The organism is Mesosutterella multiformis (assembly GCF_003402575.1).
In the GTDB taxonomy this organism is placed as follows: domain Bacteria; phylum Pseudomonadota; class Gammaproteobacteria; order Burkholderiales; family Burkholderiaceae_F; genus Mesosutterella; species Mesosutterella multiformis.
Window position 1 is genome coordinate 593,201 of sequence record NZ_BGZJ01000002.1, and the last position, 22,636, is coordinate 615,836.

Consider the following 22,636-nt stretch of genomic DNA (forward strand, 5'->3'; position numbering starts at 1 on the left):
ACCTAAATTCCCGCTCTGTTAGCTGTATTTTTTAACAAAAGTCTATTGATTTTCCAAATAGAAAATTTAAAAAAAGGGTTGATTTATAGGTAAAACATACGTATAATATAGACATATATAATCTCTTTTGCAGCCCTTGCGATATGACTGATCACAATCCGATCCTTCCCGAAGATGCGCGTATTGTCCGAATCAAAGACACAGAGTACGTTGCAATCCATAAGTATTGGTGGGATAAAGAAAAAAAGCGGGGCCAACAAAAAAGGCGATATATTGGCAAGCTTGTTGATGGAAAATTTGTTCCGAACGCAGCTTATGCGGCAGAGCTGAAGCTGACCCGTGTCAAAAAGACCACTGATAAGCGTCAGAAATTTGATCATGACAAAACGTTCGGAACAACCGCACTCCTTACTCAAGCAGCAGAAACCTCGGGTTTAACTGATGATTTGAAGAAAGTTTATGGTGAGGGGAAGGCCGCCATGATGGTAAGCCTGGCGGCATATCAAATCATCAAAAACACTACTTCACAGCATAGATTCAAGATTTTTTCTGATACTAACGCCTTGCCAGCCGGTCTTCCAGACAATATCGAGTCTCAAAGACTAAGTGAGTTATCGCAGGATATTGGCTCAGATACAGCTTCATTAAATCGGCTCTTTGCTCTTCGGGCCAAGCGTCTTCCTGAAACAGAATATTTATCATTCGACAGCACACGAATCGCGTCTGAAAGCCGATCTCTGACAGATGTACGAAAAGGAATTAGTAAACGCGGAGGCTACGAAAACCAGATTGGTTTGGCGCTCCTCTACGGTCATAATTCTGGTGTTCCCCTGATGTTCAGGCGATTCGCCGGAAACGTGCCAGATATAGTCACTATGCATGACCTTCTGACTCGATGGGAAAACATCGGAGTCAGTAAAAAAATTATCTCAATTTTTGATCGGGGCTATTGCAGCCGTGAGAATCTTCGGCTGCTCTGCAAGAACAAGCATCACTTCATCATGGCTGCCAAAACTGATCACTCCTTCATCAGGGACGCCATCGAAGATAATCTTCCCGCTTTCTGGGATATGACGAACAACGTTCGCGGTCACAACCTGACCGCTGTTCAAACCCAGGTCACAATACCAGGCACGAAAGAGGACCCAAAATCATGTAGTGTTTGGGTGTACATCTATTACAGTCTTGCAGTTGCAAATAATGAGCAGGATAAATTTTTATCTGATTTGGTAACCTTTGAAGAAGACTGGATTAACGGGTTAGCCAGCCCTGATTCCAAACTTTTGAGATTCTATGAAACACCTGATAGTGAACCCGGTAAAAAGCCTCTGATCAGAAACAATGATGCTGTCAATGAAAAGGTCAGATACATGGGATTCTTTTCAATGATCAGCGATCGAAAACTTGAGTCGAAAGAAATCCTGGAGATCTACAGAACGCGCGACTGCATCGAGAAATGCTTTGGGGTTATCAAGACTGATGTTGGTTTTACAACTACAAGGGGACACTCCGACGTTTCTGTTAATGGACGTCTCTTGTTAGCCTTCATCGCTGCCACAATTGTTTCCTGGCTCATCAAAGCCATGAGTGTTGAAGTGAAAATAGGGAAGAAATCCTATGCACCTCTGCTTGACGAATATTCTCTCATGGAGCTGCTGGAAGATGTGGGGCAGATCCGTTTCTATAGCTCATCAATAGGAAAAGTTTGGCTCGGGGAAATTTTAGGTCGCCACAGACTCGTTTTTGAGCGACTCGGACTGGAAAACTGCCTCCTGAATCCCGCTATGTATAAGTAAATCGGGAATTCAGGGTTAAAGCCGAAATAAATACTCTGTCCCGAAGAGTAAGATGATAATAGTGGCTCATGAGCTCCCTCTATAGTTATCTTGACAATCTCTATTATGGAAGCTTTATGGGCCACTATTCTTTTCTCAGGCTTTGCACTTGAAGTGATAATTCGCCACCGTATTTTTAGGGGGATCTGACGGCGTTCCGATCAAATCAAGTAAACGTCCGTGCACGTTGATTCCATATTTTTCGAATAAAGCGGCGTTCAGATCTCTCAGTTGCAGAAGCGCGTGCCCATAATAAATTTCACCTAATAGCGTAGGCGTTGCAATCACGGGATAATACCCATCATTCTGAGCGGCATACGCCCATATCCTTTCCAACCCATGCAGAAGCGTTCCATCAGGACCGATGGGTTCAGCAGGCATCTCCTCATATGTCCAATGATGAGAAAGCATTGTTCTGATCGCCGCGCTTTTAATCCAGGCGAATTATCACTTCAAGTGCAAAGCCTGAGAAAAGAATAGTGGCCCATAAAGCTTCCATAATAGAGATTGTCAAGATAACTATAGAGGGAGCTCATGAGCCACTATCATCATCTTACTCTTCGGGACAGAGTATTTATTTCGGCTTTAACGATTTCAGGCAAATCCCTGTCTGAAATTGCATGTGCGATTGGGAAAAATGTTTCTACGATCTCCCGCGAACTGAAGCGAAACAAGGCTGTATCGGCCCAGGATGGGGCTTCAGCTGCCTATGATCCCTGTGCCGCGCAGGCCCGATATCAGAGACAGAGAAAGCATTGCGGAAAGAGAAACATTCTGAAGTCTGACTCGTTGCTGACAAGGATTGTCTCAAATCTGCTGGTTAAGAAATTCTGGTCTCCGGAGCAGATTCAATACCGTCTCAGAAAGGAGCTGCCGAATCTAAGGATCAGCGCCACGACAATCTACCGAGGAATCAATTCTGGCTTTCTGGATCGCTTTGTGGATGGCCGAAAGATGTCCCGACACCTGCGACACCACGGTAAAACGCGTCACCGTAAAGGCATGACCGAGAGGCGAGGAAAGATCCAGATCACTCACAGCATTGAAGAGCGACCCCTGGAAGCTCAGAACAGATCTTGCCTGGGGGATTGGGAAGGCGATACCGTCATCGGAAAAAAGGGCGGAGCCTGCCTCACGACTCTGGTCGATAGGAAGTCCGGCTTTCTCTGTGGCGGGAAAACCGCTTCCAAGACTGCGGCCGATGTGTCTGCCGTAATTGAGAAATCTCTGTCAGATAAGGATCTGCGTACGATTACCGTAGATCGCGGAAAAGAATTTTCCTGGGCTGAAAAACTGGAGAAAGATCTCAGAACCAAAGTGTATTTCTGCTTGCCTCATCATCCATGGGAGAAAGGAAGTAATGAAAATACAAACGGACTTCTTAGAGACTTTTTCCCAAAAGGAATGAGTATCGATAAAATTTCTCAGACAGAAGTTCAGAAACGGTTCAATGCTCTGAATTTCAGACCCAGAAAACGTCTCAATTGGAAGTGTCCGGCTGAAGTCTTTTATTCAGTAACTTTGCACTTGATTTGATAATTCACCCAAAAAATAGATCCAAAAGGAGCAATCAGATCGCTTTCTTCCTGTGGAATTTGAAGTTTCAACTCTTTCCATAGATACAAGACATGTTGCCGATCTTTGCTCATCTCATTCCCGAGTGCTGTATAAGGACCAAAGTTCGGTGGCGGTGAAAAAATCATCCCCGCAGAGTGATGGTCATAAAAGAGCCTGAGGCAGTTATTAACATAATCTCTGGAAAAGAGCACGCTGTCCCAACATTGCTTATCAAAAGACTCCGCCGCGAGATACGAAGTATGAGGAGCTTTCTTATCTTTTAGGCAGCAAACGTAGTCATATTTATCATATATATCTCTTGCCGCAATGCAGTAAGCCGAAAAATCACGTCCCTGATTAGGTTTAATGCGGCATTCGAAATCAAGATCAAATTCTCTAAAAAGCTTAGAGTATGTATCCAAAGTTTCCTGCCTAGAGGAAATTAAGCAAATATGCGCTGTTTTCGGCAGATTCAGGATATAAGGGAGATACCTGTTTGCAAGGTCCGGATAATACGCGGTGAATTATCAAATCAAGTGCAAAGTTACTGAATAAAAGACTTCAGCCGGACACTTCCAATTGAGACGTTTTCTGGGTCTGAAATTCAGAGCATTGAACCGTTTCTGAACTTCTGCCTGAGAAATTTTATCGATACTCATTCCTTTTGGGAAAAAGTCTCTAAGAAGTCCGTTTGTATTTTCATTACTTCCTTTCTCCCATGGATGATGAGGCAAGCAGAAATACACTTTGGTTCTGAGATCTTTCTCCAGTTTTTCAGCCCAGGAAAATTCTTTTCCGCGATCTACGGTAATCGTACGCAGATCCTTATCTGACAGAGATTTCTCAATTACGGCAGACACATCGGCCGCAGTCTTGGAAGCGGTTTTCCCGCCACAGAGAAAGCCGGACTTCCTATCGACCAGAGTCGTGAGGCAGGCTCCGCCCTTTTTTCCGATGACGGTATCGCCTTCCCAATCCCCCAGGCGAGATCTGTTCTGAGCTTCCAGGGGTCGCTCTTCAATGCTGTGAGTGATCTGGATCTTTCCTCGCCTCTCGGTCATGCCTTTACGGTGACGCGTTTTACCGTGGTGTCGCAGGTGTCGGGACATCTTTCGGCCATCCACAAAGCGATCCAGAAAGCCAGAATTGATTCCTCGGTAGATTGTCGTGGCGCTGATCCTTAGATTCGGCAGCTCCTTTCTGAGACGGTATTGAATCTGCTCCGGAGACCAGAATTTCTTAACCAGCAGATTTGAGACAATCCTTGTCAGCAACGAGTCAGACTTCAGAATGTTTCTCTTTCCGCAATGCTTTCTCTGTCTCTGATATCGGGCCTGCGCGGCACAGGGATCATAGGCAGCTGAAGCCCCATCCTGGGCCGATACAGCCTTGTTTCGCTTCAGTTCGCGGGAGATCGTAGAAACATTTTTCCCAATCGCACATGCAATTTCAGACAGGGATTTGCCTGAAATCGTTAAAGCCGAAATAAATACTCTGTCCCGAAGAGTAAGATGATGATAGTGGCTCATGAGCTCCCTCTATAGTTATCTTGACAATCTCTATTATGGAAGCTTTATGGGCCACTATTCTTTTCTCAGGCTTTGCACTTGAAGTGATAATTCGCCGCAAAGAAAACAGCCGCTATTTTCTTATCCCTCAGCACATCATCGATACTTTTGCTGTAATCAGAGGGAATAATCCGATTAAAATGAATATCCCTGTTTAGGACGCTTAGGCGGCACGTAGCAAGCAGGTCTTCAAAAATTTCGTCTATTGGATAGTCAAGTTCTTCAATTTTTTTAAGCACCTTACGAGGCGTGTCGCCTCCGGTGTGATTTGTCCAGATAAAAGAGGGACAATTGAAAAGTTTCCTTTTCACTAGAGGATATCCGGCATCTATATATTCTGTTACCTGATAAAAACTGGGATTAAATTCTCCCTTCGGCTTAAATACAGTATCCCAGCTGAATCCAACAGATTCCAGATATTCTGTGAACCTCGTTTCGTGTTCACTGATTTCTTGTTTCAGGTTCTCAGCCTCAACAAGCCCATCCCAATATGAGGAAAACTTTTCTGACAGAATGACTTTCTGTCTGATTACTATGAAGAAAGATTGAATGTGACGCCTAATATAAGAGTCTTTGTCTCCTGCAATGATCAGGGCGTTTTTGACTTCTTGACGCTGTGTCAGTCCCCAAAAATCACAAGGGTTATCTTCCATTCTCTTAAAAATTCCAGAGAAATGATACACGGGACCATAATTGCTGCAGTTTGTGAGGACAAGTTCGTCAAACTTCCGTACTTCCTCCCAGCCTAGAAACTCAAAAGCGGCTTTCCAGGCCCCGAAATCAAATCCCTTGTTTGCTCGCTGCAAGATGGTAATGCCAAGCTTTTCAAGCTTTTCTTTTCCCTCGAGGGAAAGTTTCCCATTGACGATGACAATAATCTTGTCCGCAACTTCCTGAAGCCCTTTCAGGTAAGTCAAGACATATTTTCTGACAATGCCATCTTTTTCCCAAAAAGTATAAAAAGCGAGTCTTTTCATTTAACGGTTATCTCTTAATTCAACCGAAGAGCAATCACTTGAGGATTGTCTACAGGAAATTAACTTTGGAGGAGATCAGGTATAGAGGAAATATGCCCTGTTCATCAATTAAGGCAAACAATTTTCATCATTTCAGAGTTTGCGGAACTTTTCCCGATACTTCCTCTTTCTCTCTTTATACCTGCCCCTTGGTCCACCGAAAGTCAGAAAAGAGAGAATCTTGTACTTGAGAAGTTTTGCTTTATAAAAGGACTTAAGGGCCTTTCTTTCGTCAATGGATAAAGAAGGCGAAGATCCGTTCGCGATTGTCTGCATCCGGGGAATAGAGAAAATCATTCCTCCCTTCTTCACCAGGTCGTAATAGATCGTGGATTCCGACTTATACCATTCGGTCCTATCCTTCAGCGTGACCGTCTGACCGATTCCTCGAATTGAAATTCCGACAAAAAGTTTGTTAATGGTGATCGGGAAGAAATTGTCTGACTGAAAATTGAGAATCTGAAGATACCAATCTTCAAACATCGTAATTTTCTCCACCTCTGAGGAAGACCATCGCCCTATGATTTTCAGTCTCGGGAAAATAATGCCAGAAAAAGGAATATGGTTTGTATAAATGGACTTAAACAAATCACTCGGCGGGAAATACTGATGGGGAACCGCGCGCGTCTGGATCAGTGATTCAGAACCAGGCAGCTTCTTTTCTATAAAGTGCTCTGTCCCTATAAAGAACGTTGATGCGGAAGGTGCTGAACGAATAGTGTTCGCAAGCCACTCTGCCGAGTTCGGGAACAGCCAATCGTCATCATCAACAAACCAGATGTAGTCAGACAGAATATTTTTGATCGCCTCACTGACCAGTAAAAACCTAGAATCTCTCAGATCACAGGGAAAATAATGAATTGGGAAACCATACATTTCCTTTTCTTTCCCCGTATTCACGTCTGTCACAACGTGGCACTGGAATAGATCGGCATCCTGTGATGAAGCAATAAAAGACCGGATGCTTGTGAGCGTCCGAAAAAGCTGCTCTGGCCTTTTAAACTGGGTTCTCACAACGATCGCGACATGGATACCGCTTTGCTTCCTGCCGATCCTGGCTGTTGCCTCTACCCAGTCAAAATCTCCTGATGGCTCTCTGACTTTGATTATGCCGTTGAGCGTTTCCAGATAGGTATTCTTTAAATTCGCACCAAGGTACCGCTGCGCTTCATCTGATTCCGCGAAGGAAATGAAAGACGCTGGATTATCCTTGTTGTCGTGATAGCAAAGCAATTCGGGGGAGACAAAAACACCAAGCCCGGCCTTGAGAGATTCAATGGAAAGCGCGAGATCGTAAAGCTGAAACCCAGATAGCGACGGCAGTCTTACGTTACGCTTTCGAAGTTCCGGAGCGTTAATGAGCATCGTATTCCCATCAATCATTCTTACCGGCAGAATCCGGGCCGAAAGGGTTGCCCCCTCGTGGGGATCAACCACATAACGGATGATATTAGACGCCCGATAGCCGTATGCATTATTCGCTATTCCGGCATTCCCGATTACACCCCACTCGTAATCCTCATCCGAAACCTTTTGAAGAAGCTCTTCAACCCGGTCCTCAAAATCCGAATTGAAATAGATATCATCATGAACCAGCAGTACCGGCTCACTTTCGCCCTCAATAATTGAGTTGATGACATCGAAGAGTGACTTTTCATTCCGCCGGACAACTATGCTTTCAGCTGCAAACGCGTGACGTTTAAGGAAAGCTCTTTCGGATTCTTCGGACCCCGCCGTGACAATGATCTTCATCTGTTCTCTCAGTCAGCAAATTGGTTGATTCCGCGGATCATGATGTGGCGATCCCGCTTACCGTCATAGGTATCCGTAATACGATCACGGATATTCGTGAGGTAGTCATCCATGATTTTCGTAAAAAGATAGGGATCCAATGCTTTCTTTAGAGGGCGAATTATCACTTCAAGTGCAAAGCCTGAGAAAAGAATAGTGGCCCATAAAGCTTCCATAATAGAGATTGTCAAGATAACTATAGAGGGAGCTCATGAGCCACTATCATCATCTTACTCTTCGGGACAGAGTATTTATTTCGGCTTTAACGATTTCAGGCAAATCCCTGTCTGAAATTGCATGTGCGATTGGGAAAAATGTTTCTACGATCTCCCGCGAACTGAAGCGAAACAAGGCTGTATCGGCCCAGGATGGGGCTTCAGCTGCCTATGATCCCTGTGCCGCGCAGGCCCGATATCAGAGACAGAGAAAGCATTGCGGAAAGAGAAACATTCTGAAGTCTGACTCGTTGCTGACAAGGATTGTCTCAAATCTGCTGGTTAAGAAATTCTGGTCTCCGGAGCAGATTCAATACCGTCTCAGAAAGGAGCTGCCGAATCTAAGGATCAGCGCCACGACAATCTACCGAGGAATCAATTCTGGCTTTCTGGATCGCTTTGTGGATGGCCGAAAGATGTCCCGACACCTGCGACACCACGGTAAAACGCGTCACCGTAAAGGCATGACCGAGAGGCGAGGAAAGATCCAGATCACTCACAGCATTGAAGAGCGACCCCTGGAAGCTCAGAACAGATCTCGCCTGGGGGATTGGGAAGGCGATACCGTCATCGGAAAAAAGGGCGGAGCCTGCCTCACGACTCTGGTCGATAGGAAGTCCGGCTTTCTCTGTGGCGGGAAAACCGCTTCCAAGACTGCGGCCGATGTGTCTGCCGTAATTGAGAAATCTCTGTCAGATAAGGATCTGCGTACGATTACCGTAGATCGCGGAAAAGAATTTTCCTGGGCTGAAAAACTGGAGAAAGATCTCAGAACCAAAGTGTATTTCTGCTTGCCTCATCATCCATGGGAGAAAGGAAGTAATGAAAATACAAACGGACTTCTTAGAGACTTTTTCCCAAAAGGAATGAGTATCGATAAAATTTCTCAGGCAGAAGTTCAGAAACGGTTCAATGCTCTGAATTTCAGACCCAGAAAACGTCTCAATTGGAAGTGTCCGGCTGAAGTCTTTTATTCAGTAACTTTGCACTTGATTTGATAATTCACCAGATTTAACCGCGGACTCCTCACCCTTCTTACCGAAGAATTTCCGGGAGATCAGGATGAAATTCCGAAGGCCGTAGTACTGCTCGTTTGAAATCAGATCATCACGTTCAAATCGTCCATTTGTGAAATGAATAATCTGGGCTGCCGGCTCATAAAGCACCCGATAACCTTTAAGCCAGGCTCTCCAGGAGAGATCGACATCCTCGGCGTAAAGAAAATAAAGCTCATCCATTCCGCCCACGGATTGGTAGAAATCGGAGTCAATAAGCTCAAAGGCGCCGCTGGCCCAAGGAGTTTCAAGGGTCTTCTGATCGTATTTCTTCGGGTGCTCGAAAGGCCATTGACGGCCCTCGACAATCGCGACTTTGTCTGTTTTCCGTTCAATCAGCCGGTCAATACTTCCGGGAAGTGGAACGCAGTCCGGATTGATCAGCACAAAACTCGGAGTTTTTTCAGACTCTTTAAAGAGAAAGTTGTGATTCTCGGCAAAGCCAGTACGACGATCAGTGGTTTTCGGAATATCCCTGACTTCGCAGCCGTACTGATCTCCGGAGTCAAGCCTTTTACCGGCAGCGTCGTAATTCATCGTCAGGAAAACAACTTTTTCCTTTGTGGCGGCAGCAAGATTTGGGATGATGCAGTTTCTGACATTCTCGATGTCGTCATCCCCATAGACGCATTGAACATTGATCGTCATTTTTTGAGAGCTTTTGACAAAATCTTGACGGCCAATTATACAAGCCTGAAAGTTCTACAACAGGCACACGTTCGGTTGATTTCGGCTGAGTAGACCGCAGAAAGGGGATGTTTTCTGCGTTTTTTTCTTGACCCATTTAGTGTTACTATATATAATATAGATAACATTATTGGAGCCAGCCATGTCCCGCACCTATACCGGAAAAATCCATGTCGGCCAGCGCCGCGTAACCCGCGCCAATGGGGATGTCTACGTCTACGAGCGCCACACGCAGTACGACCGGGAGACGCAGAAGACCGTCACGTTGAAAAACAAGCTTTTGGGCAAACTAGACCCTGAGACAGGCGAAATTGTTCCGACAAGGCCTAAAAGCAGGTCTAAGAAGGAGGCTTCCGCCTCCATCGAGCACGCCTGCCTGGCTGACATCCTGGACCTTGTCGCAAGGGAAACCGGGATCGACAAGGGGCTTGAAAGCGCCTTCGGGACGGCCGCGGCTCAGAAGATCGCCACCATCGCCCGTTACCTGATCGCCACGGACGGCGCGGCGATCCCCCGCATGGAGGCCTGGCAGGTCGGCCACCCGACGCCCTACGAGGAAGGCCTGGGCGAAAGCGCCTGCAGCGAGCTCTTCGACAAGGTCGGCAAGGATGGCGACGGGCAGCAGAAGTTCTTTGCCTCCCGGGCGGCAAGGCTCGAGACGTCCCCGAGCATCGCCTTCGACTCGACCACGGTTTCGACCTACAGCTCGGGGCAGGCCGAGGCCCGCCAGGGATTCAACAAGGACGGCGACGGGCTGGACACCGTCAAGCTGCTCACGCTCTACTCGGTGAATGACCGCCAGCCCGTCGCCTTCGCGAAGCAGCCGGGGAACGTGCCGGACGTCATCTCCATCCAGAACGCCATCCGCCAGCTCCAGTGCTTCGACATCGACAAGCCCGTCGTAGTTACGGACAACGGCTTCTACAGCCAGGCGAACATGGCGGAGTTCGCACGGAACAGCATGAAGTTCCTGACGCTCGCCTCGCCCTCCACCCTCTGGATTCGGGAGATCGTCGACGAGCTGCGCGACAGGCTCGACTCGGTGTCCTCCGTCTGCTCGTTCGACACTTCGGTCCATTGCGCCTCGAAAATGGTCATGAAGGAGCTGTCCGTCGTCAGGCAGAGGAGCCGCGGCGGCATTGCCGCCGGCGAGGCGGAGACCTTCAGCCGCAGGCTCTATGTCCATGTCTGCTATTCCAGGGACCGCGCCACAAAGGACGAGCAGAGGCTGGTGAACGACCTGTTCGAGCTCAAGAGGCTCGTCGAGGCTGGCGAGCAGCTCTCCCCCGCGGGCGAAAAGAAGGCGGAGAAGTTCCTCCACTGTTCGACCGTGGGCCGCGGCGGGAAGCTGAAGGTGGCCTTCAGAGACGAGGCCTTCCGCGAGGCCAGGAAGTATTTCGGTTTCTTCGCGCTTGTCTCCAATGAGGTCAAGGACGCCGAGGAGGCGCTGAAGTCCTACAGGCTGAGGGAGAAGATTGAGGAGCTCTTCAATGTCCAAAAGAATGGCATGGACGGGAGCCGCCCACGCGTCTGGCACCCTGACAGCCTTCAGGGCAGGCTCTTCGTGCAGTTTGTCGCGCTCGGCTACCACTGCTACCTCACCAAGCGGATTGGCGAGATCAAGGAGCGGCTCGGCACGGAAAAGGATGGGAAGACGAAGGCCGAGCTCGATCTGGAAGTCAGCCTCAAGAAATGGCTTGAGGCCAGGTCCCTGATTCAAGTCCTCGAGTGGTTTGACTGCGTGAAGACGACCTCCGTGATGACGCCGCGGGGAATGAGGCGCTGGAGCACCGAGTCCGTGAAGCGCGACCAACTGTTCCTGAAGCTGCTCGGCATTTGATGAGCCAGAGCCACGAAGGCTTTCGTGGCTCTATTGCAGAACTTTTGGGATACAAGAATGGATGTTCTATTTTCCGTACCACAAGAATAACTATTCTCTATTTTTTCATTATGTTTTGCGTATTTATCAGCGTAAATATAATTCAATACCCTTGAATATTTTTAAATAGCAATGTTAAATCATTATGTTACAACAAATCACACATCAATCGATAATCGTGAGTTTATGTAATAGCAAATACAAACGATAAGAATAGCGCTACTTTTCAGAACGCCTTTCACGCACAGTCTCCGCGCGAATCCATACATCACTCAAACAAAAACCCAGGCGGTTTTTTAGAACCGTCTGGGTTTTAAGAAAAGCGAAACTATCTGCGATTAAGCTTCCGCGGCTTCCGGATTCTTAATGAAGTCGAGAACCGCCTGGGCGTGGCCAGCCGCCTTCACTTTCCGCCATTCCTTCACGAGGTTCCCGTCTTTGTCGATCAGGAATGTGCTCCGAACAACACCCATCACCTTCTTTCCGTACATATTCTTCTCTTTGATCACGTCGTACGCCTTGCAGGCCTTTTCTTCCGGGTCAGAGAGGAGCGTGATCGCGAGGGTGTAGCGGCAGATGAAGTTCTGGTGGCTCTTTTCGGAGTCGCGCGAGACACCGACCACGTCGTACCCGAGCTTCTGGAACTCCGGAATCAGAGCGGTGAATTCCTTCGCTTCTGTAGTACAGCCGGAGGTGCTGTCCTTCGGATAGAAGTAGAGCACCATCGGAAAGTGATCTTCCATCTTGAAGGGCTTGCCGTCTGAATCATTGATCTCGAAAATCGGGGCTTTCGTCATGTCTGACTCCTGTAATTTGTGAGTTTTGTGCCCCGAAAGAGAGAAGCCTTCCGGGGCGCTCTGTGTCTCAACCATTATGGCGCAGAGGCGGGGAGTCTGAGAGCTTCAGTTCGGGTCTTTATTTTTATTTATTTTCAACAGCATATCTTTTTATTATCGCATTCTTATCCGAGTCTTAAAAGCGGATTTTCCTTGATGCGGTTTTCTTCGAAAAGAGCGATACTTTTCTTGCGATCGGAAGAATCTCCAGTCGGGCCGGTAAAGCCTCGAACTGCGAGCATCTCTTCCAGCAACAGCCCCAGGAAAAGTCCGCCTATATGGCCTATGACATCTACCCCCTGGGGCTTTTTCGTTGCCCGCGTTTTTCAGTGTTTCCGCTTTTTTGTAGTCTGAAATTCATCCGGCACTTTCCCGGAACTTCCGCAATTCCCCCTCGGTTCTACCCCTTGAGGAGGGTGAGAAACGGTGTCAGTTGTGAAGAGAATGTCTTTTGAGATGTCGCCCTGGGAAAGTCTCGTTTCGGACTGCATCCCGCTGTTTTTCCGTCCCTTATCCGGTCACACAGGCGATCTCTGATCCGTAGTGAAAAACGGCTCTTCCGTCCCTTTTCAGTTGGTGTTCGCTCTGCCCCCATAAGCACTAGATCTAGGTTTTATTAAGCGCGGATTAACATTCCCTAGTAAAATGCTCACTCACACACAGCTGAAAAGCCAATTCTCATCCTAACCACTCTGACAGTAGGTTACTCAATGCTGATAACTAAAAGAAGCGGTCAAACCGAAGAGTACGATCGCAAAAAAATCGCCCTTGCTATTACGAAAGCGTTTAAGAGCACAGGCATTGAACAACCCGACGATCTCGACGAGCTGCTTGATCTCGTGGAAAAGCAGATTCTCGTGACACCGGGCTGCTCCGTTGAAACTATTCAGGACCGTGTCGAAGAAGCTCTGATGCAGCGCGGCCACTACCAGGTCGCGAAGAACTTCATTCTGTACCGCGAGAAGCGGACGGAACTCCGTACCTGCCGCCTCGCGCTTTCTGTCGCGACGGGTGACAGCGACCTCGATGGCTGCCTCTTCGAGATCCAGAATGACTTCAAAGCGCCTGAGTATTCGCTTGAAGTCCTCACCGCGAAGTTCAATTCCCAGGTGTCGCCCACCGCGAGTGTCGACGAGAAGCTCGACACCCTGATCCGTTCCGCCGTGGAACTCACGACGCAGAACGCGCCGCGCTACGAGCAGATCGCCGGGCGGCTGCTCTGCCACAGCTTCAAGCGGAAGCTCGCGCAGCGTGAGCAGAACCTCGGTCTCACGGACTTCTATACGAAGCTCATGTTCCTCACGGAGCACGGCCTCTACGGGAAGTACATCCTCGAGAACTACACGAAGGAAGAGATTGATGAGGCCGCGGGCCTGATCGATGAGAACCGGAATAAGCTCTTCAACTACTCCGGCCTTCAGCTCGTGCTCGAGCGCTACGTGATCAAGAGCCACAATAACGAGATCCTCGAGAGCCCGCAGGAGCTGTTCCTCGGCGTGGCGCTTCACCTCGCGATGCCGGAAAAGAAAGATGTCCGGATGCAGTACGTGAAGCGGTTCTACGACATGCTCTCGAAACTCGAAGTGACGATGGCGACGCCGACCCTCGCGAACGCCCGTAAGCCGTACCACCAGCTCTCGTCCTGCTTCATCGATACCGTGCCTGACAGCCTTGCCGGCATCTACCGGAGCCTCGATAACTTCGCTCAGGTGAGCAAGTTCGGCGGCGGCATGGGGCTTTACTTCGGCAAGGTCCGTGCCCGCGGAAGCGACATCCGCGGTTTCAAGGGGGCGGCGGGCGGCGTCTCCCGCTGGATCAAGCTCGTGAATGACACGGCGGTTGCGGTGGATCAGCTCGGTGTCCGTCAGGGCGCCGTGGCGGTTTACCTCGATATCTGGCACCGCGATATCCCCGAATTCCTTCAGATGCGGACGAATAACGGCGATGACCGTCTGAAGGCGCACGACACCTTCCCCGCGCTCTGCGTCCCGGATTACTTCTGGCAGCAGGTCCGCGACAACTTCAACGGTGTCTGGTACCTGATGTGTCCGCATGAGATCAGCCAGGTCCGCGGCTACAACCTTGAGGACAGCTTTGGAGAGGAGTGGACGAAGCGTTACCTCGAGTGCGTGCACGATAATCGCATCACGAAGCGTGAGATCAGCCTGAAGGATCTGGTGCGTCTGTTCCTGAAGTCCGTGGTGGAAACGGGTACCCCGTTTATCTTCAACCGCGACCTCGTGAACGCGATGAACCCGAACGCCCACTGCGGTCACATCTATTCCTCGAACCTCTGCACGGAAATCGCGCAGAACACGGCTCCGATTCAGAGCGTGAGCCGCGAGATCAAGACCTCTGAAGGCACGGTTGAAGTGGTCACCACGACGAAACCGGGTGACTTCGTGGTCTGCAACCTCGCGAGCCTTAACCTCGGCCGCATTCCGGTGGATGAGCCGGGGTACCTCGAGCACCTGACGTCAAGCGTCGTCCGCGCGCTCGATAACGTGATAGACCTCAATTTCTACCCGACCCCGTACGCCGAGATCACGTCGAAGCGTTACCGCGCGATCGGGCTTGGCGTGAGCGGCTATCACCACATGCTCGCGAAGCACGGCATCCGCTGGGAGAGCGAGGAGCATCTCGCCTTTGTCGACAAGGTGTTTGAGCGCATCGCGCACTCCGCGATCGAGACGAGCGCTCTCAACGCGAAGGACAAGGGCACGTACGGCATGTATAAGGGAAGCGACTGGGACACCGGCGCGTTCTTCGAGAAGCGCGGCTACAACACCCCGTACTGGGATGACGTGAAGGCGGATGTCGCGAAGTACGGCATGCGAAACGGTTACCTCATGGCGATCGCGCCAACCGGAAGCACGAGCATTATTGCCGGGACGACGCCTGGCATCGACCCGATCATGAACCGCTACTTCCTCGAAGAGAAGAAGAACGGGCTGCTCCCGCGCGTAGCGCCGGATCTGTCGTCCGACACCTGGTGGCTCTACAAGAACGCGCACCTCATCGATCAGAACTGGTCGATCCGGGCCTGCGGCGTCCGTCAGCGTCACATTGACCAGGCGCAGAGTATCAATCTCTACATCACGAACGACTTTACGATGAGAAAGGTCCTTAACCTCTACCTCGAAGCGTGGAAGTGCGGCGTGAAGACGATCTATTACATCCGCAGCAAGTCGCTTGAAGTTGAAGAGTGCGAGTCCTGCTCGTCCTGATGGAGTGAAGTAAAGAAATGTTCAAGAAAAAACCGTTGTTCAACCCCCAGGGGGATACTGATATCGGCGCGATTCAGATCGTGGGCGGAAACCCGACGAACCTGAACGACTTCAATAACCATAAGTACCCGTGGGTCTCCGACTGGTACCGCCAGGCGATGAATAACTTCTGGGTGCCGGAGGAAATCAATCTCGCGCAGGACGTGAAGGACTACCCGAATCTCGAGGAGCCGGAGCGGAACGCGTATAACAAGATTCTGAGCTTCCTCGTGTTCCTTGATTCGCTGCAGTCCGCGAATCTCCCGAACATCTCGAGCTACATCACATCGAGCGAAGTGAACCTCTGCCTCAACATCCAGACGTTCCAGGAGTGCATCCACTCGCAGAGCTACAGCTATATGCTGGACACGATCTGCTCGCCTGAAGAGCGGAACTCGATTCTCTACCAGTGGAAGGAAGATAAGCATCTCTTGAAGCGGAACACCTTCATCGGCGAGCAATATAACGAGTTCCTGAATCACCCGGATGAGCACAACTTCATCCGCGTCGTGATGGCGAACTATATCCTCGAAGGCATCTACTTCTACTCCGGCTTCTCGTTCTTCTATAACCTGAGCCGAAATGAGAAGATGCCGGGGTCCGCGCAGGAAATCCGCTACATCAACCGCGATGAGAATACGCACCTCTGGCTCTTCCGGAATATCTTCCGTGAGCTGCAAAAGGAGCATCCGGAATGGTTTACGGACGACCTGAAGGCCGAGCTTCTCGAGATGCTGAAGGAAGGCGTCCGTCAGGAAATCGAATGGGGTCACTATGTGATCGGCGACAAGGTCCGCGGCCTCACGCCCGGCATGATCACCGACTACATCAACTACCTCGGCAATCTCCGCTGGATGACGCTCGGCTACGAGCCCTACGATCCGAGCCACGCTCAGGAACCGGCTTCCATGCAGTGGGTCAGCCAGTATGCGAATGCGAACATGGTGAAGACCGACTTCTTTGAAGCCCGAGTCACCGCTTACGCGAAGAGCTCAGCTCTGGTGGATGACCTGTAAGGCATCCGCTTAGAGCGAGACGGCGCTGTCTTCCTCCCTGGAGACAGCGCCTTTTTTATTGCACCGACGGGAAGCGCCAGCCCATTGAGTCAGAACCGTGAGGAGCGAAGGCAGATCCGTTTCATCAAACGTTTGTGCTCATATTGTTTACAAAGTGAGCACAATCGTTTATTGTCTTTGATGTTTGTGCTCATATTGAATACAATATGAGCACAAACGTATGGAGGATGGCATGCAAACATTGGATAAATTGAAGAAAAAGCACGAATACCTGACTCCCGAAATCGCAGAACAGGCGGGCGTTTCAAGATCCCTTTTTTATAAATTCATTCATAAAAATGATTGGGATCAGGTTGGTCACGGTGTATATGCGCCTAAAGGAACATGGATTGATGAACTGTACCTTCTCTATCAGAGGTGCCCTCAACTGGTTTTCTCTCACGACGAAGCCTTTTATCACTATGGATTATCTGAAAGAGAACCTATGGTCCACACTTTGACTATTTATAGCGGATACAACGTACATAGACTCGTAGCGGATGGTAAGTGTAAAGTCTACAGAGTAAAAAAAGAGCTATTAGAAATAGGAAAAACATTTGTCCAAGACTACTGTGGAAATGAAATTCCCATGTACGATTTGGAACGAACAATTTGTGATCTGTTCAGAAGCAGAAACTCTATTGAAATACAGGAATTCAACGCTGTCTTGAAAGCTTATTTAGCAAGGAAAGATAAAGATCTAAACAAGCTGATGGAATACTCCAAGTTATTTCATATAAAAAATATCATTCAGAAGTATATGCAGGTTCTATTATGAAATTTACGCCGGAACAGATTAAGGGAAGAATTCAAAATACTGCAAAAATAAATAATGCAGACCCTCGGACTTTAATGCGCTTGTTTATGACCTAAATTCCCGCTCTGTTAGCTGTATTTTTTAACAAAAGTCTATTGATTTTCCAAATAGAAAATTTAAAAAAAGGGTTGATTTATAGGTAAAACATACGTATAATATAGACATATATAATCTCTTTTGCAGCCCTTGCGATATGACTGATCACAATCCGATCCTTCCCGAAGATGCGCGTATTGTCCGAATCAAAGACACAGAGTACGTTGCAATCCATAAGTATTGGTGGGATAAAGAAAAAAAGCGGGGCCAACAAAAAAGGCGATATATTGGCAAGCTTGTTGATGGAAAATTTGTTCCGAACGCAGCTTATGCGGCAGAGCTGAAGCTGACCCGTGTCAAAAAGACCACTGATAAGCGTCAGAAATTTGATCATGACAAAACGTTCGGAACAACCGCACTCCTTACTCAAGCAGCAGAAACCTCGGGTTTAACTGATGATTTGAAGAAAGTTTATGGTGAGGGGAAGGCCGCCATGATGGTAAGCCTGGCGGCATATCAAATCATCAAAAACACTACTTCACAGCATAGATTCAAGATTTTTTCTGATACTAACGCCTTGCCAGCCGGTCTTCCAGACAATATCGAGTCTCAAAGACTAAGTGAGTTATCGCAGGATATTGGCTCAGATACAGCTTCATTAAATCGGCTCTTTGCTCTTCGGGCCAAGCGTCTTCCTGAAACAGAATATTTATCATTCGACAGCACACGAATCGCGTCTGAAAGCCGATCTCTGACAGATGTACGAAAAGGAATTAGTAAACGCGGAGGCTACGAAAACCAGATTGGTTTGGCGCTCCTCTACGGTCATAATTCTGGTGTTCCCCTGATGTTCAGGCGATTCGCCGGAAACGTGCCAGATATAGTCACTATGCATGACCTTCTGACTCGATGGGAAAACATCGGAGTCAGTAAAAAAATTATCTCAATTTTTGATCGGGGCTATTGCAGCCGTGAGAATCTTCGGCTGCTCTGCAAGAACAAGCATCACTTCATCATGGCTGCCAAAACTGATCACTCCTTCATCAGGGACGCCATCGAAGATAATCTTCCCGCTTTCTGGGATATGACGAACAACGTTCGCGGTCACAACCTGACCGCTGTTCAAACCCAGGTCACAATACCAGGCACGAAAGAGGACCCAAAATCATGTAGTGTTTGGGTGTACATCTATTACAGTCTTGCAGTTGCAAATAATGAGCAGGATAAATTTTTATCTGATTTGGTAACCTTTGAAGAAGACTGGATTAACGGGTTAGCCAGCCCTGATTCCAAACTTTTGAGATTCTATGAAACACCTGATAGTGAACCCGGTAAAAAGCCTCTGATCAGAAACAATGATGCTGTCAATGAAAAGGTCAGATACATGGGATTCTTTTCAATGATCAGCGATCGAAAACTTGAGTCGAAAGAAATCCTGGAGATCTACAGAACGCGCGACTGCATCGAGAAATGCTTTGGGGTTATCAAGACTGATGTTGGTTTTACAACTACAAGGGGACACTCCGACGTTTCTGTTAATGGACGTCTCTTGTTAGCCTTCATCGCTGCCACAATTGTTTCCTGGCTCATCAAAGCCATGAGTGTTGAAGTGAAAATAGGGAAGAAATCCTATGCACCTCTGCTTGACGAATATTCTCTCATGGAGCTGCTGGAAGATGTGGGGCAGATCCGTTTCTATAGCTCATCAACAGGAAAAGTTTGGCTCGGGGAAATTTTAGGTCGCCACAGACTCGTTTTTGAGCGACTCGGACTGGAAAACTGCCTCCTGAATCCCGCTATGTATAAGTAAATCGGGAATTCAGGTTATGATGGAGCGCTTTTTGGAGCGCCTTGCCAATTCGAAATATAAAGATAATTTTATTGGTGAATTATCAAATCAAGTGCAAAGTTACTGAATAAAAGACTTCAGCCGGACACTTCCAATTGAGACGTTTTCTGGGTCTGAAATTCAGAGCATTGAACCGTTTCTGAACTTCTGCCTGAGAAATTTTATCGATACTCATTCCTTTTGGGAAAAAGTCTCTAAGAAGTCCGTTTGTATTTTCATTACTTCCTTTCTCCCATGGATGATGAGGCAAGCAGAAATACACTTTGGTTCTGAGATCTTTCTCCAGTTTTTCAGCCCAGGAAAATTCTTTTCCGCGATCTACGGTAATCGTACGCAGATCCTTATCTGACAGAGATTTCTCAATTACGGCAGACACATCGGCCGCAGTCTTGGAAGCGGTTTTCCCGCCACAGAGAAAGCCGGACTTCCTATCGACCAGAGTCGTGAGGCAGGCTCCGCCCTTTTTTCCGATGACGGTATCGCCTTCCCAATCCCCCAGGCGAGATCTGTTCTGAGCTTCCAGGGGTCGCTCTTCAATGCTGTGAGTGATCTGGATCTTTCCTCGCCTCTCGGTCATGCCTTTACGGTGACGCGTTTTACCGTGGTGTCGCAGGTGTCGGGACATCTTTCGGCCATCCACAAAGCGATCCAGAAAGCCAGAATTGATTCCTCGGTAGATTGTCGTGGCGCTGATCCTTAGATTCGGCAGCTCCTTTCTGAGACGGTATTGAATCTGCTCCGGAGACCAGAATTTCTTAACCAGCAGATTTGAGACAATCCTTGTCAGCAACGAGTCAGACTTCAGAATGTTTCTCTTTCCGCAATGCTTTCTCTGTCTCTGATATCGGGCCTGCGCGGCACAGGGATCATAGGCAGCTGAAGCCCCATCCTGGGCCGATACAGCCTTGTTTCGCTTCAGTTCGCGGGAGATCGTAGAAACATTTTTCCCAATCGCACATGCAATTTCAGACAGGGATTTGCCTGAAATCGTTAAAGCCGAAATAAATACTCTGTCCCGAAGAGTAAGATGATGATAGTGGCTCATGAGCTCCCTCTATAGTTATCTTGACAATCTCTATTATGGAAGCTTTATGGGCCACTATTCTTTTCTCAGGCTTTGCACTTGAAGTGATAATTCGCCTTATAAATCTAAATTAGTCTCAGGGAATCCGTAGGAACCGATTTTTCTTAAGAAAATATAGAAAAATCAGTTCTTTTTTACTTGCATCATACGTATTCATATGATATAATAAATACGTATGAATAGAGAGGTTTATATGCCTACTAAAAGCTCGCTCCCTGATCCTCAGAATGTAGCTGATTACCCGGATAACCCCAAAGCAGTCATGGTCTCTGCCCGCGGAGTTATCCGCGTGGTTGAACGTCTGTATTACTGGGATAAGGAAAAGCATCGGGGATGCGAGAAACGAAATTATCTGGGCTACGTTGTCGGCAATCAGTTTTATTCCAATGATGATTACCACCGGCTCTTTAAGCGCGGCGGTGTTAAGCGGCTGGTTGAACAGGACGATGAATCCGTTAAATCTGGTTCACTCTCGCTGGATCAGCTGGGCTCTTTGGAAACAAAGCTGGCTGCAGAGTTTCCCGTTTATCACGCAATCGCCCAGGAGATCGGACTCACGGAAGATCTGGCTGCGGTTTGGGGTAAAGACAAGGCCAATGCGGCGCTTTCTATCGCGTACCAATGGCTTCATACCGGATCCAATGCTGCTTACCTTTATGAATCCTGGTCAGTCAATAAGCTGCTGCCTTATTCCAGGGGTATTTCCAGTAAGGAAATGAGTGAGTTCTTCGCCAGTCTGACAGAGGTTTCGGGCTGGAGAAAGGACTTCTTCAACGCCCGTATTTCAAGACTGCCAGACAAAGAAATGCTGTCGTTTGACGCAACGGAAATCGCTGCCGAAGCCGCTGAGATTTCCTATGCTCAATACGGCATGGGAAAAGAAGGAGGGTACCAGCGCCAGCTCGGATTGATTCTCCTGGTTGGTCATGAGTCGCATATGCCGGTGCTCTTCAGAGTGCTTCCTGGAAACATTACCGATGTGACTACGGTTCAGGACATGCTGTTCCGGTTTGATGAGATTACCGACAGCCGCAGAGTCTTTGGGGCGGTTGTTGATCGCGGTTATTTCTCTCTGGCCAATCTGGCCCGGTTTGTCGATGCAGGCAGCCGCGTCATTGTTGCGGCCAAGACTGATTCAATCTGGATTCAGGATGCCATTGAAACCGCTATGGAACACCTCTGGAGTAATGCCGCCCGTATTCCAGGCGAACATTGCTGGGGCTGGACGGTTCCCGTCCACCCCGGTTTTGAAGACGGGGGCAATCGTAAACTCTGGGTTCATGTTTATCGCAGTGACTCGAAATCTCACACTGAAAATACAGCCTTCTACGACGAACTGGAATCGTTTCAGAAAGAGTGGCTTCGGTGGCGGCCGAACCACGAGGGTGACAGCTCGGAAACGTGTCCTCTTCTCAAGAGCCGGTGGATGAAATATTTCAAGCCGGGGATTGGCATCCCCGGCAGGACGCCTCTTGAACAGGATAACGACGCGGTTGACGCTGCTACACGCTACTTCGGTATCTTCTGCAATGTCACCACGATGGAGTGTTCTGCCCGCGAAGCCATGACAACATACAGAGTTCGTGATCTCATTGAAAAATCATTCAAGGGCGGCAAGACAAATATTGAATTGGATGTCGTGAGAGCTCATGGCGAGGCAACGATGGAAGGACGGTTCATCATCGGCTTTGCTGCCATGTCGATTCTCAACCGGCTCTATGTTTTGATGAAGCAAAAAACGTATACCGAAACCAAGAGCGGACTCAAAGAAATGCCGGCGCTTGCAGACGAAATGACATTTAACGAGCTGAAAAACCGACTGGCCACGCCGCGGGTTATCTTTGACAGGAACGGGGTCGGTCATTGGCTTGAGGTTACCAAGCGGCAACATGGCATTGCCGCTCGGCTTGGGTTCCCTGATTTGTATACGATGATCCCAGATTGGGCTGAAAAATAACCGAAACTATCGACTACGTATTTTTCCAGCCCAATTTAGAAGAGTACGTTGCAATCCATAAGTATTGGTGGGATAAAGAAAAAAAGCGGGGCCAACAAAAAAGGCGATATATTGGCAAGCTTGTTGATGGAAA

At 48.4% G+C, this 22,636-nt stretch carries 17 protein-coding genes; 9 read left to right on the forward strand and 8 right to left on the reverse strand.

All coding sequences use genetic code 11. From position 1 onward, the window contains the following. The first annotated feature begins 143 nt into the window (after window positions 1-143). Window positions 144-1,796, forward strand: coding sequence for an IS1634 family transposase (locus tag M4NBBH2_RS11175; RefSeq protein WP_116270883.1), 1,653 nt, complete (start codon window positions 144-146; stop codon window positions 1,794-1,796). A 135-nt stretch (window positions 1,797-1,931) separates the two neighbouring features. Here the strand turns inward: M4NBBH2_RS11175 and M4NBBH2_RS11180 are convergent, their stop codons facing one another. Beyond that, window positions 1,932-2,270 (reverse strand): rhamnan synthesis F family protein, encoded by a 339-nt coding sequence (locus tag M4NBBH2_RS11180; protein ID WP_269148227.1) that lies wholly within the window; start codon window positions 2,268-2,270, stop codon window positions 1,932-1,934. A gap of 99 nt (window positions 2,271-2,369) precedes the next feature. Here M4NBBH2_RS11180 and M4NBBH2_RS11185 point away from each other — a divergent pair, with 99 nt between their 5' ends. Further along, window positions 2,370-3,371: an IS30 family transposase gene (locus M4NBBH2_RS11185; RefSeq protein WP_116269326.1), complete on the forward strand. Its 1,002-nt coding sequence runs from the start codon at window positions 2,370-2,372 to the stop codon at window positions 3,369-3,371. On the opposite strand, the gene M4NBBH2_RS11190 is transcribed toward M4NBBH2_RS11185, so the two are convergent. The 4 genes from M4NBBH2_RS11190 to M4NBBH2_RS11205 all read right to left on the reverse strand — a co-directional run bounded on the left by M4NBBH2_RS11190 (window position 3,344) and on the right by M4NBBH2_RS11205 (window position 7,728). Beyond that, window positions 3,344-3,871 (reverse strand): rhamnan synthesis F family protein, encoded by a 528-nt coding sequence (locus M4NBBH2_RS11190; protein ID WP_116271039.1) that lies wholly within the window; start codon window positions 3,869-3,871, stop codon window positions 3,344-3,346. The genes M4NBBH2_RS11185 and M4NBBH2_RS11190 overlap by 28 nt on opposite strands. Window positions 3,872-3,919: 48 nt before the next feature. After that, the gene (locus M4NBBH2_RS11195) at window positions 3,920-4,921 is read right to left on the reverse strand and encodes an IS30 family transposase (protein ID WP_116269340.1); all 1,002 of its coding nucleotides are present in this window, start codon (window positions 4,919-4,921) and stop codon (window positions 3,920-3,922) included. Window positions 4,922-4,986: 65 nt separating this feature from the next. After that, window positions 4,987-5,937, reverse strand: coding sequence for a rhamnan synthesis F family protein (locus tag M4NBBH2_RS11200; RefSeq protein WP_116271040.1), 951 nt, complete (start codon window positions 5,935-5,937; stop codon window positions 4,987-4,989). A gap of 132 nt (window positions 5,938-6,069) precedes the next feature. Then, window positions 6,070-7,728: a glycosyltransferase family 2 protein gene (locus tag M4NBBH2_RS11205; protein ID WP_116271041.1), complete on the reverse strand. Its 1,659-nt coding sequence runs from the start codon at window positions 7,726-7,728 to the stop codon at window positions 6,070-6,072. A 250-nt stretch (window positions 7,729-7,978) separates the two neighbouring features. Here M4NBBH2_RS11205 and M4NBBH2_RS11210 point away from each other — a divergent pair, with 250 nt between their 5' ends. Then, window positions 7,979-8,980, forward strand: coding sequence for an IS30 family transposase (locus M4NBBH2_RS11210; protein ID WP_116269340.1), 1,002 nt, complete (start codon window positions 7,979-7,981; stop codon window positions 8,978-8,980). Here the strand turns inward: M4NBBH2_RS11210 and M4NBBH2_RS11215 are convergent. Next, window positions 8,957-9,685, reverse strand: coding sequence for a glycosyltransferase family protein (locus M4NBBH2_RS11215; RefSeq protein ID WP_116271042.1), 729 nt, complete (start codon window positions 9,683-9,685; stop codon window positions 8,957-8,959). The two genes, M4NBBH2_RS11210 and M4NBBH2_RS11215, sit on opposite strands and share 24 nt — an antisense overlap. A gap of 181 nt (window positions 9,686-9,866) precedes the next feature. On the opposite strand from M4NBBH2_RS11215, the gene M4NBBH2_RS11220 reads away from it, so the two are divergent. Further along, window positions 9,867-11,564, forward strand: a complete 1,698-nt coding sequence (locus M4NBBH2_RS11220; protein ID WP_116270150.1) for an IS1634 family transposase — start codon at window positions 9,867-9,869, stop codon at window positions 11,562-11,564. A gap of 377 nt (window positions 11,565-11,941) precedes the next feature. Here the strand turns inward: M4NBBH2_RS11220 and M4NBBH2_RS11225 are convergent, their stop codons facing one another. Continuing rightward, window positions 11,942-12,400, reverse strand: coding sequence for a peroxiredoxin (locus tag M4NBBH2_RS11225; RefSeq protein WP_116271043.1), 459 nt, complete (start codon window positions 12,398-12,400; stop codon window positions 11,942-11,944). Between the two features lie 749 nt (window positions 12,401-13,149). Between M4NBBH2_RS11225 and M4NBBH2_RS11230 the strand changes: the two genes are divergently transcribed. The 4 genes from M4NBBH2_RS11230 to M4NBBH2_RS11245 all read left to right on the forward strand — a co-directional run bounded on the left by M4NBBH2_RS11230 (window position 13,150) and on the right by M4NBBH2_RS11245 (window position 19,423). Next, the gene (locus tag M4NBBH2_RS11230; RefSeq protein WP_116271044.1) at window positions 13,150-15,666 is read left to right on the forward strand and encodes a ribonucleoside-diphosphate reductase subunit alpha; all 2,517 of its coding nucleotides are present in this window, start codon (window positions 13,150-13,152) and stop codon (window positions 15,664-15,666) included. A gap of 17 nt (window positions 15,667-15,683) precedes the next feature. After that, window positions 15,684-16,721 carry a ribonucleotide-diphosphate reductase subunit beta gene (locus M4NBBH2_RS11235; protein WP_116271045.1) on the forward strand — a complete coding sequence of 346 codons (1,038 nt, stop codon included), beginning with the start codon at window positions 15,684-15,686 and terminating at the stop codon, window positions 16,719-16,721. A 232-nt stretch (window positions 16,722-16,953) separates the two neighbouring features. Further along, complete coding sequence (locus tag M4NBBH2_RS11240; RefSeq protein ID WP_116271127.1) at window positions 16,954-17,538, forward strand: type IV toxin-antitoxin system AbiEi family antitoxin domain-containing protein; 585 nt, start codon at window positions 16,954-16,956, stop codon at window positions 17,536-17,538. A 232-nt stretch (window positions 17,539-17,770) separates the two neighbouring features. Next, a complete protein-coding gene (locus tag M4NBBH2_RS11245; RefSeq protein ID WP_116269242.1) occupies window positions 17,771-19,423 on the forward strand; it encodes an IS1634 family transposase in 1,653 nt (550 codons plus the stop codon). An 82-nt stretch (window positions 19,424-19,505) separates the two neighbouring features. Here the strand turns inward: M4NBBH2_RS11245 and M4NBBH2_RS11250 are convergent, their stop codons facing one another. After that, window positions 19,506-20,507: an IS30 family transposase gene (locus M4NBBH2_RS11250; RefSeq protein ID WP_116269340.1), complete on the reverse strand. Its 1,002-nt coding sequence runs from the start codon at window positions 20,505-20,507 to the stop codon at window positions 19,506-19,508. Between the two features lie 232 nt (window positions 20,508-20,739). Between M4NBBH2_RS11250 and M4NBBH2_RS11255 the strand changes: the two genes are divergently transcribed. Next, window positions 20,740-22,503 (forward strand): IS1634 family transposase, encoded by a 1,764-nt coding sequence (locus tag M4NBBH2_RS11255; protein ID WP_160117788.1) that lies wholly within the window; start codon window positions 20,740-20,742, stop codon window positions 22,501-22,503. Window positions 22,504-22,636: the final 133 nt, after the last annotated feature.